The organism is Microcoleus vaginatus FACHB-2002 (assembly GCF_040004035.1).
Taxonomy (GTDB): Bacteria; Cyanobacteriota; Cyanobacteriia; order Cyanobacteriales; family Microcoleaceae; genus Microcoleus; species Microcoleus vaginatus_C.
The window spans coordinates 39,913-53,235 of the sequence record NZ_JAMPLN010000013.1 but is presented as its reverse complement, the minus strand read 5'-3'; the positions used below and the strand labels follow the sequence as shown (position 1 = coordinate 53,235).

Below are 13,323 nucleotides of genomic sequence, written 5' to 3'. Positions count from 1 at the left end.
CTGCTTTTGTATTTTAATCGAATTTTCGATTTTTGAATTGGGGGGATTTCCTAGCCTTTGGGATAGATTCGCTAGCGCGGACTTTTTTCACTTGACGATGGGTGTGGGATGAGTTTGGTTCAAGGGAATCTCAATAATCAACTCGGTTCCCTCTCCGGGGGCAGAAATGCAAGTCAATTTGCCACCGTGTTGTTCTACCGCAATTTCGTGGCTAATGGTCAAACCTATCCCCGCACCTTTGCCCACCTGTTTTGTGGTAAAAAATGGCTCAAAAATTTTCTGGCGAACTTTTTCTTCCATGCCCCAACCGTTGTCCTTGATCCGAACTGCTACGGCTTTTTCTTCGGGACAAAGTTCAGTCACAATCCGAATTTGTCCGTACTTAACTGGCTCTTCTTTGTCCCCGCCGTGCCACGATAAATTATTGTTGACAAAGGCATCTTCGAGAGCATCAATTGCATTTGTCAGTACATTCATAAATACTTGGTTTATTTGAACTGCGTAACACTCAACCAAAGGCAGAGAGCCATATTCTTTGATGAGATGAATTGCAGGGCGATCGGGCTTCGGTTTGAGTCGGTTGCTCAAAATCAGCAAAGCGCTGTCCAATCCGTCGTGAATGTCAACTGGTTTAATGTCTGCTTCGTCAATTCTAGAGAAGTTTCGCAGCGACTGAACTATCTCGCGGATGCGGTTAGCTCCTACTTTCATTGAGCCCAGCAACTTCGGTAAGTCTTCAACTATGAACTCTAATTCTACTGCTTCTATTTGTGCTTGAACTTCTGGCGAAGGCGAGGGATAGTGCTGCTCGTAAAGCTGCAATAAATCGATCATTTTTTGACTGTATTCATTGGCATAGCTAAGATTTCCGTAGATGAAGTTAATCGGGTTAGTGACTTCATAAGCTACCGCCGCCACCAACTGTCCCAAACTTGACATTCTTTCGCTTTGCACCAATTGAGTTTGCGCCCGCTTCAGCTCGGACATTGCTGTTTTTAAATTAGCAGTTTTTTCCCGTTCTCTGGCGACTGATGCTTGTAATGCTGTATTTAATTTTTCTAGTTTATCGACTTGGCACAGCACTATATTAATCATTGCTTTTTTCAGTTCCAATGCAGCGTCTATTTCGCATTGTTTCCAAGGCAACGATTTGTACCTCACATTTTCTTTCCACAGCTCGAAGGATTTCCGAGGAGACAGTCGAGGGTTGCCATCTTCATCGGTTTCAACTGGTTTGTTGGGGTTGCCCGCCCAATTTACGGTCTTAATTACTTCCGGGCGAAACCACAAAACGTATATTTTCTGCGTCGGCGATATTGCTATAGCTAAACACCCGCTTGCCGTGTCTTTAAATTCCTCAGCTTCTGGATAGCATTTGGTGAGCGAGTCTGTATAAAAAATTTCTTTATTTAAATGCTCTTGCACCCAATTAGTTAAGTATTTGAGCGCTTCTCCTTGAGGTGTTTGCCCTACTTGATAGCAATTGTCTCCAAATACTATTGCGGCTCCCTGGGCGTTGACTGCTTCTAGCAAATTCTGCTGACATTTAACTAACACTTCTGACAAGTTTTCGGACGTGGATATGTCTTCAAAAATCTTGGTTTGAATGGATTTTAAGTGTAGTTTGTAGTCGTAGTCTTCGTTTCCTTCTTTTGATTGCAGTTCTAAGGACATTACTTGCCCGATAAATTCGCAGGCTGCGCGCAATTCATAGTTGAGGTGTTTTGGTGTATAGTTGTGGCAAGCAATCAATCCCCACAGTTTTTTGTCTTTGATTAATGAGATTGACATCGAAGCTGCAACGCCCATATTTTGCAGGTATTCTATGTGAATGGGAGAAACGCTTCTCAATACGCTGAAACTCAGGTTTCGGGGCTGGGTCGTGACAGCATTATTTCCTGAAACAAGGGGGACTGGTTGATAATTAATATCTGGGATTAACCTCAGCCAATTTAACGCATAAAGTTGTCGGGCTTGTTTGGGAATATCTGAACTTGGGTAGTTTAATCCTAAGAAAGGACTCAGCATTTCTGCTTTGTCTTCAGCGATTACAGCGCCGTTGCCTTCGTGGTCAAATTGATAGACCATAACTCTATCAAAACCAGATATTTTTCTGACTTCTTCTACAGTTATTTGAGATAATTCCTTGAGATTTTTGGCGCTTTGAATTTTGCTGATAGTGGCTCTCACTGAATGATAAAAGCTAAAAACAGAAAGGTTTTCTGGGTTGGTGGCTAATTCCAACTCGACCATCAATACTTCGTCTACTCGGTGGAGGATGCAGTCAAATTCTAAATATTTACCTTTGTTTGTGACAGAAAGTTTAATGGGATTAACGGTTTTTAAGTTTTCATTAAGCAAACAAAGCTTGAGTTTTTTTAGTTGAACTCGATTGAATAATAAGCTCAAATTTCGACCGATCGCACTTTCCGGCTCTACTCCTAACAAATCTTGCGTATTTTCGCTGACTTGCAGTATTTCTAGTTCAGGTTCTCGTACAACAAGTAGCACCCCGTGTGGCTGAATGTGCCCCGATATGTGAATGGGTTCTCTGTCGCAGTTTGTCAAGTCAACTTCTTCGAGTGCGGGAATTGTGATTTGTTGATCCATTTGCTTTGTCTTCCGCTGTGAAATTTGGAGAGGGTTCTATTGATTTGAGATTTGAGAGCAAATTGGCTTTTCCATAAAAATCTCATATTGTTCGATCGCATAACGGCTCGATCCCTTGATGGACACTGAGAATCCATCATCCGAGAATCAGCGAATCAAAAATGATTGAGTCGAAAATCAGCCTGCCCTATGTGTTGCTGTGAGACCAGCCTCATCTTTCTATAAAATTTACCGACTTGACTCTTCTATACTATCGCTTCCCGCTGTTAATGATCATAGCAATTGTTGCCATTCTTCAAGTATGTTTGATAATTTCCCAAAACTTTAATATTTGTGGTAAGATTTTGCCCGCTGGAAAAGGGGGAGAGAAATGCGTCTCCAGAGCGGCCTACTTACTGAAATATTAAGTTAAGGTAAGGGTGACAAGATATGAAAGTCAAGTCACGCTAAGCTCTTTAAGTATACCCAACAGGCCCGACAATTAGACTGATGATCGACTTCAATACAGTTACCGAGTTTTCTTCTACCTACTGCATAGCTATCTGTGCCTTTTTAGTTCCGGCAAACTTGCTGACTACATTGCAGACAGCGATTTTGACAGGACTAAACCGACCTCGAATACAAGTTTGGGCGTCTGTGGTGGTGGCCAGCCTGTGGGCTACAGCAATGATATTTCACGTTTTTACCTGGTTCGCGATCGGGGTAGTAATGCCTCCGACATACATCTTGCTAGTGATGGGAATCACTTGTCTGACAATCAATGTCTGGGCGATCGCTCATCCTGCTAGCATGATGCAATTAATTCGAGTTGCAGTATCAGTTGTTAGGGGAGCTTTCACAAGGAAGAAGGATTTAGTTGTCTAAGAGAGAAAGATCTAGTTATCTAGCAACTCAAAAAGAATTTGGCAGGGGGTAATGTGAAAAAAATCAGGGAAAATATGGGTTTCAGAAGAGTTTTTCGGGAGACAAATCGTGCTTCCGAGGGCTGAGTTTTCAGCGCTTATTCCGGTTCGCGATCGCGACAATCTTCGGTTTCCGGGCCGCGGGGATGGATCGTGCAGTTGAGCAGGTAGCCGCCGTCGGTTCTGCCGTAATAGTAGCGGCATCCGATGCAAATTGCCGGAGGTTCGATCGCACTTTGGTAAACCGGATAATCCGCAGTCGCCAGCAGCGAAAAGTCGCGCTGCGTCTGAACATTCCCGATAATAGCGCCGGAGAGTTCGACAGCTTGGCGGATGTTTTCGATCCTAGTGTAAGGCGGCAGGTAAATGTCAATACAAAGGCGTAGGCCCTGGCTATCCTGCTCGTGGCGGGTAATAGTGCCTCCGAGCAAACCGACGCTCGAAGCAATAGCCGAGGAAAATTCGCTCAGGGAGGTGCAGTAACCGGAGAAAACGTGAATATGTTCGTCCGTAGTAGCTCTCACAGTCAGGCGAGTGGGAATTCGCAATCTCAGGTAAGCATCGAGTTCGTCAAAAACCGGTTCGGCGAGGGAGAGCATCTGGTTTGCGTCTTCGTGGTTGAGCCCAAAACCCTTAGAAACCTTTGACACGAGGGCTACTAAAATATCAAAAACTTCGGTTAACAGCGATTGCAGCCTGCTATCAATGGCGATCGGACATTCTCTCAGCAGCTTTAAATAATCCTCCAAGCGATGAGCAATGCGCTGAATGCTGCTAAATCCGAGCATAGCTGCTCCCCCTTTAATCGAGTGCGAGGCTCGGATGAGCTGGTGTATTCTTTGGGGAGCTGGCACGGTATTTTGCAGATCTTGCAAGCCTTGTTCGATAATTTGGATCTGTTCTGTGGCTTCTTCGATAAAGTAGCCGATGATCCGCTGTAGTTGTTCTGGCAGCATAATTTTATTCTCCTAAAGGCAGCCGAGTATTATTAGTCATTACTCAGACCTTTGATAGTTTTGAATCGATATTTCACTGATGAGTTATTGGGGTTTTTAAGCCCTAATTTGTTTTATTCTGACTCACGGCAACTGTTGTGGCAATGTCGAAAACGGTTAACTCTTAACTGTTGACAGTAATTTTTTTTGCTCCGACGGTAGCGGTTGCTACCCCCAACAGCAGCACCGCAGCACCTGCGAGTACCGCCGGCGCCGGCACTTCCCCAAACAGCAAATAACCCAACCAACTTGCCCCAACCGGTTCAAACAAGATGGCAAGAGTTACCAGAGTTGGGGAAATCTGCACTACGGCCCAGTTCAAAATGGTGTGGCCGACTAACTGAGGCAAAGCGGCCGTTAACAAAATATAAAAATATACAATGTCGGGGTAATTAGTATAAGTAGTGCCGAAGGCGAAGGGGAGAGGCAGCAGGACGATCGCAGCTACAGTATAGGCGATCGCGATATAGCCACCAATTCCCAGTCCCCGCCGCTGAGCTTCCCGCCCCAGCAGCAAATACAAGCTGACAGCCCAGGAACCAGCCAAAGCCAGGAAATCGCCAAGCAGTTGGCTGCTGCCAGCATCGGCTGCGCCCGCACTTCCCACAGCGATCGCCATTCCCCCAGTCAGGGCTATAGTAATGCCAGCGATCGACATTTTGCTGAGTTTTTCTCCGAACCAGAAGCGCGACAAAAGCGCTACCCAGACAGGATTAGTGGTGACGAGGGCAGTCGAGGCGGCGATCGAAGTATAAGAAAGTGAGGTAATCCAGAGAGCAAAATGCAGCGCGAGACACAAACCCGCAGCAGCAGCATAGCGCCGAGATCCCGGTTGCAGGGTGTTCCACTGAATTTTCCGCCAAGCCGGAAGCAGAATTAAAGCAGATAAAGTCAGACGAGAGGCCGCGAGTACCAGACTAAAACCCAAACCGCCCGCCCCTGCTGAAAAGTTAGCCAGCCGAATTAAGATTGAGGAAGTTGAGACGGCTAAAACACCGATAATTAACACTAGGGCGATCGACCAATTCGGCGTTTGTTTCGGAAGATTCATTTTTTAGGCATTGGGCATTGGGCATTGGGCATTGGGCATTGGGCATTGGGCATTGGGCATTGGGAAAATTTACAAAGCAATTTTCGCACAAATTATGAATAATTTCTATTCTCTTATTCTCCTCTCCTCTCCTCTCTTCCTTCGTGTCCTTCGCGCCTTCGCGGTTCGTTAAGAAAAGCCCATTCCCGAAGCAGAAAGAATTCCTATACTCAATAATTATTAAGATAGAGCGCGCCTAAAATTACCTGACCTCTGTTATAGTTTCAATATCGCAAAAAACAAATTACCCACTTACAATTTATAACTATCTATGGCTCCTACAGTTTTGATTACAGGCGCTTCTCAAGGAAGCGGCAAAGCAACAGCAATTTTATTTGCAAGTAAAGGTTACGATGTAGTTATGGTAGCTCGCCAGCCAGAGAGATTGGCAGCAGCAGCGGTTCAAGTGCAGCGAGAAGGCACTTCCGCTGTAGCTATTCCGGGGGATGTTGGCGACATTCACCAAGTGCGCGCGATCGTCCAAAAAGCGCTAGATACCTGCGGCAACATCGATGTTTTAGTTAACAATGCTGGCATTTGTCTCACGGGGGCGATCGAGCACACTACCTCCGAAGACTGGCAGCAATTAATGAATACCAATTTTTGGGGCTGCGTTAACACAATTCAAGAAATGTTGCCACATTTTTTGGAACGAAAAACAGGGACAATAGTTAATGTTGGTTCTATTGGTGGCAAAATGCCTTTGCCTCAAATGACTGCTTATTGTGCCAGCAAATATGCAGTAACCGGTTTAACAGAAACTTTGCGATTGGAATTAGCGCCTCAAGGTATTCACGTTTGCGCCGTGCATCCGGGCTTGATTAACAGCGATTTTTTAGAAAGAGCTCAATTTCGCGATCGAGACGAACCCGGAGTCGAATTGCGCCGCCAGAAAATGAGCCAAATGCTAAAATCTGACTGGGCAACTCAGCCAGAAGATATTGCTAAAGCTATTTGGGATGCTGTGAAAAATCAGCGTGCAGAAGTTACCGTCGGTCCTGCTTTTTTGGCATCGGAAGCTTATCGTTTGTTCCCCGGTTTGATGCAGTGGGCAATGGAAAAACGCAACTGAAGAACAGGTAAGATGCCTGTTCCACAAAAACTTAGTTTTTTTTGTGGAACGGGCCAGATGCCCGTTCTTGAGAGATAATTAATCAATTAGCGGCTTCAAAGCACAGAACTAGCATTAATAAAACGACCGTTTAAATCGGCTGGGGTCACGTTCAACACAGTACCCAACAAAGCATTAGTAAAACCAAATCTAATATTAGTAGCTTCCACACGGCCGTTGCCATCGGGATCGAGACTTTGCCGCGAGATGCCACCCTTGGCTAACAAACTCGTTCCCCCCGTTACAGTTGCAGGATCGATCAGCAGCAGTCTCGGATCGTTCAAGCTATAACTTACCTCTTCCAATGAAATATTGCTGCTGGTAAATGGCACACTAATTCCAATCGAATCGCTAGACTTATCAAAATCCACAATTACCGCGTCAGGAACTTCAATTCCAACTACTCTGCTTCCCGCTTGATCGACTCTCAAAACAAATACATCGTTCCCTGTACCACCTTGGTAAATATCCACATCTCTGTCCCCAATTAAAGTATCATTACCCTCTCCGCCCACTAACAAATCAACACCTTGTCCTCCGCGCAGCAAATCATTTCCCGCACCCCCATCAAGGAAATCGCTATTTCTATCTCCTGTCAAGAAATCGTCGCCAGTTTCTCCCAAAACATCGTCATCATCTTTGCCGGCGTAAATAGAATCATTGCCGACTCCGCCTAACAGACTGTCTTTACCATCGTTGCCGAAAATCCGTTCTGCATCTGACGAGCCCCTGACAGTATCATTGCCGCCCACCATCCAAAGTCCCCCAGGAAAACTAGCAAGTTGTCCTGGTGCAAGTGTAATATTTTCAGGAGAATTGTCTCCTACCAAACGAGAGATGTCTGAATTATCTGGGGTGAGTACCATATTTGTAAACTTTGTGCGATGTGAGCATGGATATTGTGCAATATTCTACAGTTTAGTAGGGTGCGCCAGAACACAGTTACTGCCTCAGAGCGATCGAGCAATCGCTGGGGCATCCTACTAGAGATCTCGATCGCTCCATCTTGGCACAAGCCTGATGGAAATACCCTAGATTAAAATAAAAGTTAAAATTTGAGCCGATGCCAATTATCTTAGTTGAAGACTTGAGCAAAGTTTATCCGGTAGCGATTAAAGAACCGGGGCTTAAAGGAACAGTGCGACACTTTTTTAGTCGCACTTACCGCAATATCAAAGCAGTTGAAGGCGTTTCTTTCAGTATTGAACCGGGGGAAGTCGTGGGGTTTCTAGGTGCTAACGGTGCGGGCAAAACTACTACGCTGAAAATGCTGACGGGTTTGATTTATCCGTCTGCGGGTACGGTGAGAGTGTGCGATCGTACTCCTTTCCGTCGCGAAGCTGATTTTCTGCAAAGAATCACCTTAGTGATGGGGCAGAAACAGCAGTTAATTTGGGATTTACCTGTGCTTGACTCTCTGCGAATCAATGCCGCTGTCTACGGCATTCCCGATACAGATTATCGGCGGCGAGTCGGAGAATTGACAGAGATGCTGTCACTAGAAGGCAAGTTAAATCAGGCAGTACGAAAGCTTTCTTTAGGCGAACGCATGAAAGCTGAATTAATGGCGGCGCTGCTGCACCAGCCGGAAGTATTATTTTTAGATGAACCGACTTTAGGTTTGGATATAAACGCACAGTTTAGCGTCAGGCAATTTCTGCGAGAATATAACGAGCGCTATCAAGCAACAGTGCTGTTGACGAGCCATTACATGGCTGACATTACTGCTTTGTGCAAGCGCGTTTTGTTAATCCATGAAGGGCAATTAGTTTATGATGGCAGTTTAGACGGATTGCTCGACAGGTTTGCACCTTATCGGGAAGTTCAGGTAAAATTAGCTAAGCCGCTGGCAAAGGATAGTGCTTTTGCTTACGGAGAGGTAGAATCTATTGAGGGGCAATCGGTGCGTTTTTTGGTAAAAAGGGAAGAGTTGACGGTGAGTGTGGCGAAGATTTTGGCGGAGTTAGAAGTGATAGATTTGACTGTTACTGACCCGCCAATTGAAGAGGTAATTGGTCGCGTTTTCCGCACGGGAAAAGTGTAATGTTTTTGGCTGGGTTCATTCTCCATAACACGCAAAATATCTGTTCTACTAAAGCTTCAATGTTTTGTGAAACGGACATCTTGCCCGTTGCTAACACCGAAAAAATGAACAGGCAAGATGCCTGTTCTACGAGAGTTTTAATGTTTTGTGGAACGGGCATCTTGCCCGTTGCTAACACCGAAAAATTAAATCTAAAAATGATATGACAAAATCCATCAAAATTGCTAAAACTTTGTTATTTACCTACTACGCTTATATGCTCGAATACCGGGCAGAATTGTTTTTGTGGGCCCTGTCGGGAGCTTTGCCATTTATCTTGATGGGTGTTTGGATGCAGGCGGCCGAGACTGGCCAATTTGGGCTGAATTCCCTCGACTTTGCCCGTTATTTTTTAGCCACTTTCATTGTCAGGCAAGTAAATGTAGTTTGGGTAATTTGGGAGTTTGAAAAGGAAGTAGTGCAAGGCAAGCTATCTAATAGATTGTTGCAGCCTCTCGATCCCGTATGGCACCACTTCGTATCTCACGTTTCCGAAAGGTTTGCAAGGCTGCCATTTGTATTCGGATTAGTGCTGCTGTTTTTTGCACTTTACCCGCAGTCTTTTTGGCTGCCGAGTTTGGGCAGGTTTTTGCTATTTTTGTTGGTTATCGTCTTGACTTTTTGTTTGCGGTTTCTGATACAGTATACTTTTGCGCTGTTTGCTTTTTGGCTGGAGAGGGCAAGTGCGATCGAGCAATTCTGGTCTTTAATTTACCTGTTTTTATCGGGAATTACCGCGCCGTTAGAAGTGTTTCCCGCACCCGTGCGCGAAGTAGTTTTGTGGACGCCTTTTCCTTATTTGATTCATTTTCCCGCTTCAATCTTGATCGGATTGCCCGTAGATGTAGGCCGCAGTTTGTTGGTAATGTTGGGTTGGAGCGCGGTGTTTTTTGTGTGGAATCGCTGGCTTTGGCGGCAGGGCTTGAAGCAGTATTCGAGCATGGGAGCTTAAATAATAATTAAAAATTAGAAAACTGTAAGGTGCGTCACAGTAAAAATATTAATCGTTTTGTCAAAAACACTTAGCTGACGCACCATACTTAACTGTGGAGTAAATCTAAAATCTAAAATCTAAAATCCACTGACGCACCTACTTAAGTCGATCGCACACATCATGCAAAAATGCAATCGGGAGTATTCGACAATTGCATAAACCTCTATTTTTTGTATATATAAGTACAAAAGTTTACAAAAAAGTCTTATATTAATTAACCCAACGACTGATAAACGGGATAAAAGAGATTCTAATGACAGCCAAAAAAAACCTCATTGTAATCGGCAATGGCATGGTAGGTCACAAGTTCCTAGAGTTAATGGTCAGCTCGGATGCTGCCAAACACTGGAATTTAATTACTTTTTGTGAAGAACCGCGCGTTGCTTACGATCGCGTAAACCTCAGCGGATTTTTCTCTGGCAAAACAGCGGGAGATTTATCTTTAGTTGCACCGGGATTTTATCAAGAAAATGACATAAAGATTCACATCGGCGACAAAGCAGTCGCCATTAACCGGGAACACAAAATAGTCTCTTCAGCCAACGGTTTAGAAGTTCCCTACGACAAAATTGTTCTCGCGACTGGTTCCTATCCATTTGTGCCATCAATTAAAGGCAAAGACGCTACAGGAACTTTTGTTTACCGGACAATTGACGACCTGGAGGCGATGTCAGATTACGCTAAAATTTGCAAAATTGGCGTAGTAATTGGCGGCGGTTTGTTAGGTCTAGAATGTGCAAACGCGCTCCAAAATATGGGCTTAAAAACTCACGTTGTTGAGTTTGCATCGCGGCTGATGCCCGTGCAAGTTGACGAAATTGGCGGTGCAATTCTCCGCAGCAAAATAGAAGAGTTGGGGGTTTCGGTTCATACCAGCAAATCTACCACAGAAATTGTCAGCGAAGATAGCAAAGTTACTAAAATGCTGTTTGCTGACGGTTCGGAATTGGCAACAGATATGATTGTGTTTTCTGCTGGCATTCGCCCCCGTGACGAAATTGCCCGAAGTTGCGGTATAGAAGTAGGAGAACGCGGTGGCATTGTGATTAATGATAGTTGCCAAACCTCCGATCCTGACATTTATGCGATCGGAGAATGCGCGCTTTATCAAAACCGCATCTACGGCTTAGTTGCGCCTGGGTATACAATGGCAAGCGTAGCAGCAGATATTTTGAGCCGTGTAGCGGATGACGGGCAAGATGCCCGTCCCACAAGCACTTTTACAGGTGCGGATATGTCCACTAAACTCAAATTATTGGGAGTGGATGTCGCTAGTTTTGGAAATCCTTTTCCCAAGTCGGGCGATGCTAAAGAAATTGTTGTCGCTGACACCTTCCAAGGCATTTACAAAAAATTAGTTTTAAATCAAGACGGCAGCCGGATTTTAGGCGGAATCCTGGTGGGAGATGCTTCGGCTTACGGCACTTTGCTGCAATTCATGCAAAATGAAATTGCTCTGCCACCGCATCCCGAAGATTTGTTGATGCCACCGCGAGAAGGGGGATCATCGGCGGGTTTTGGAGTAGACAGTTTGCCGGATTATGCTCAAATTTGTTCTTGCAATAATGTTACCAAAGGGCAGATTTGTGCAGCGATTCGCGATCGCAATTTAACCGATGTTGCCAGCGTCAAGAAATGCACTCAAGCTGGGACGGGCTGCGGCGGGTGCGTGCCTTTGGTGACGGATATCTTCAAGTCGGAGATGAAGAAAGCTGGGTTTGCAGTCAAAAATAATCTCTGCGAACATTTTGAATATTCTCGTCAAGAATTGTACCATTTAGTGCGTTCTCAAGAGATTAAAACCTTTGAGGAGTTGATTGAAAGACACGGCAAAGGTAAGGGCTGCGAAATTTGCAAGCCTGCTGTTGGTTCGATGCTGGCTTCTACTTGGAATGACCACATTTTAGAGAAGTCTCACGTCGGTTTGCAAGATACGAACGATTACTTTTTGGCAAACATTCAGCGCGACGGTACTTATTCGGTGGTGCCGCGAATACCGGGGGGAGAAATCACTCCCGATAAGTTGATTGTTTTGGGTGAAGTTGCCAGGGATTTTGGGCTTTATACTAAGATTACTGGGGGACAACGGATTGATTTGTTTGGGGCTCGGGTGGATCAATTGCCGCATATTTGGCGTCGGTTGATTGATGCGGGATTTGAGTCGGGACACGCTTACGGTAAGGCTCTGCGTACTGTAAAATCTTGTGTTGGTAGCACTTGGTGCCGCTTTGGGGTGCAGGATTCAACGAGTTTGGCGATCGAGGTTGAATTGCGGTATCGTGGTTTGCGATCGCCCCACAAGCTCAAATCTGCTGTCTCTGGTTGCACTCGCGAATGCGCGGAAGCTCAAAGCAAGGATTTTGGGATAATTGCGACGGAGAATGGTTGGAATTTGTACGTGTGTGGCAACGGCGGTATTAAGCCACAGCACGCGGTTTTGCTGGCGACGGATATCGATAAGGAAACGCTGATTAAGTATATCGATCGATTCTTGGTTTTCTACATCCGCACGGCCGACAGATTGGAACGCACTGCTACTTGGTTGAACAAACTTGAGGGCGGAATTGAATACTTGAAACAAGTAATAATTGAGGATTCTCTGGGCATTTGTGCTGAATTGGAAGCGCAGATGGAACATTTAGTGAATACTTATCAATGTGAGTGGAAAACGACGATTGAAGACGCACAAAAAGTGCAGCGGTTCCAGCATTTTGTGAATTCCGATCTGCCCGATCCGAGTATTGTTCGTGTTGCGGAACGGGGACAAACGCGGCCAGCTAACGAACATGAAAAATCTTTGGTTGGAGTATCGGAATAATCGATCCCCCCTAGCCCCCCTTAATAAGGGGGGGACAAGAGTATTAATCTCGTTCCCAGGCTCTGCCGGGGAATGAATTCCGGGAGGCTATGCCTCCTTCCGCGAGGCGAGGCAGAGCCTCGAAACCTACGTTCCCAGCCGGAGACTGGGAATGAGATTGAAGTAAAATAACAGGAAAAGAAGATGGTTCAATCATTACAAGTTTCGGATACAGTAACAACTTGGGTTGATGTGTGTTCTCTGGATGCGATCGCCCCTTATACTGGAGTTTGCGCTTTAGTTAAAGGCGAACAAGTGGCGATTTTCCGAGTGGGAAACGGGGATGAAGTTTATGCGCTCAGCAATTACGACCCGTTTAGCAAAGCTTTTGTTTTGTCGCGGGGAATTGTGGGAGATCGCAACGGCACTCTCAAAGTTGCTTCTCCCATTTACAAACAAAACTTTAGTCTGACTACCGGGCAATGTCTGGATGATGAAACGGTAAAGATTCCTACTTTTGCAGTTCGGGTTGTAGCCGATCGCGTCCAAGTAGCTGTTAGTTAGATTCAGCGGCTTAATTGTTCGATCGCCATCCGCCACCACCTAACATTCCTGTGGGTGCTGGCGGATTTTGCATTGGGGCCCTCCCGACTCAGTATTTTTCGTCTAAAATAGAGTCGATTGGTTCCATACTCCACGCTCGCTCAAAAAAAGCTCAACTAATATCCGAGCTGATGCGAG

Annotated in this window: 10 protein-coding genes; 6 read left to right on the top strand and 4 right to left on the bottom strand. The window is 45.3% G+C overall.

The window, feature by feature from the left end:
* Nucleotides 1-87: 87 nt before the first annotated feature.
* A complete protein-coding gene (locus NDI35_RS13345) occupies nucleotides 88-2,610 on the bottom strand; it encodes an ATP-binding protein (protein WP_445313154.1) in 2,523 nt (840 codons plus the stop codon).
* A gap of 489 nt (nucleotides 2,611-3,099) precedes the next feature.
* On the opposite strand from NDI35_RS13345, the gene NDI35_RS13340 reads away from it, so the two are divergent.
* A complete protein-coding gene (locus NDI35_RS13340; RefSeq protein ID WP_445313153.1) occupies nucleotides 3,100-3,474 on the top strand; it encodes a hypothetical protein in 375 nt (124 codons plus the stop codon).
* A 136-nt stretch (nucleotides 3,475-3,610) separates the two neighbouring features.
* Here NDI35_RS13340 and NDI35_RS13335 read toward each other — a convergent pair whose 3' ends face one another.
* Together NDI35_RS13335 and NDI35_RS13330 are read right to left on the bottom strand one after the other, a co-directional pair.
* Entirely contained in the window at nucleotides 3,611-4,468 is an 858-nt protein-coding gene (locus tag NDI35_RS13335) for an Hpt domain-containing protein (RefSeq protein WP_445313152.1), read from the bottom strand.
* Nucleotides 4,469-4,631: 163 nt separating this feature from the next.
* Nucleotides 4,632-5,558, bottom strand: a complete 927-nt coding sequence (locus NDI35_RS13330) for a DMT family transporter (protein WP_445313151.1) — start codon at nucleotides 5,556-5,558, stop codon at nucleotides 4,632-4,634.
* A 310-nt stretch (nucleotides 5,559-5,868) separates the two neighbouring features.
* On the opposite strand from NDI35_RS13330, the gene NDI35_RS13325 reads away from it, so the two are divergent.
* Nucleotides 5,869-6,669 (top strand): SDR family NAD(P)-dependent oxidoreductase, encoded by an 801-nt coding sequence (locus NDI35_RS13325; RefSeq protein WP_445313150.1) that lies wholly within the window; start codon nucleotides 5,869-5,871, stop codon nucleotides 6,667-6,669.
* A 95-nt stretch (nucleotides 6,670-6,764) separates the two neighbouring features.
* On the opposite strand, the gene NDI35_RS13320 is transcribed toward NDI35_RS13325, so the two are convergent.
* Nucleotides 6,765-7,574, bottom strand: a complete 810-nt coding sequence (locus tag NDI35_RS13320; RefSeq protein WP_445313149.1) for a calcium-binding protein — start codon at nucleotides 7,572-7,574, stop codon at nucleotides 6,765-6,767.
* Between the two features lie 197 nt (nucleotides 7,575-7,771).
* Between NDI35_RS13320 and NDI35_RS13315 the strand changes: the two genes are divergently transcribed.
* The 4 genes from NDI35_RS13315 (at nucleotide 7,772) to nirD (ending at nucleotide 13,146) form a co-directional block, all read left to right on the top strand.
* Nucleotides 7,772-8,752 carry an ABC transporter ATP-binding protein gene (locus NDI35_RS13315; protein ID WP_190663456.1) on the top strand — a complete coding sequence of 327 codons (981 nt, stop codon included), beginning with the start codon at nucleotides 7,772-7,774 and terminating at the stop codon, nucleotides 8,750-8,752.
* 202 nt (nucleotides 8,753-8,954) lie between these two features.
* On the top strand, nucleotides 8,955-9,743 hold the full coding sequence (locus NDI35_RS13310) for an ABC transporter permease (protein WP_445313148.1): 789 nt from the start codon (nucleotides 8,955-8,957) through the stop codon (nucleotides 9,741-9,743).
* A gap of 295 nt (nucleotides 9,744-10,038) precedes the next feature.
* Nucleotides 10,039-12,603: a nitrite reductase large subunit NirB gene (nirB, locus tag NDI35_RS13305; RefSeq protein ID WP_445313147.1), complete on the top strand. Its 2,565-nt coding sequence runs from the start codon at nucleotides 10,039-10,041 to the stop codon at nucleotides 12,601-12,603.
* A gap of 183 nt (nucleotides 12,604-12,786) precedes the next feature.
* A complete protein-coding gene (gene nirD, locus NDI35_RS13300; RefSeq protein ID WP_333057424.1) occupies nucleotides 12,787-13,146 on the top strand; it encodes a nitrite reductase small subunit NirD in 360 nt (119 codons plus the stop codon).
* Nucleotides 13,147-13,323: the final 177 nt, after the last annotated feature.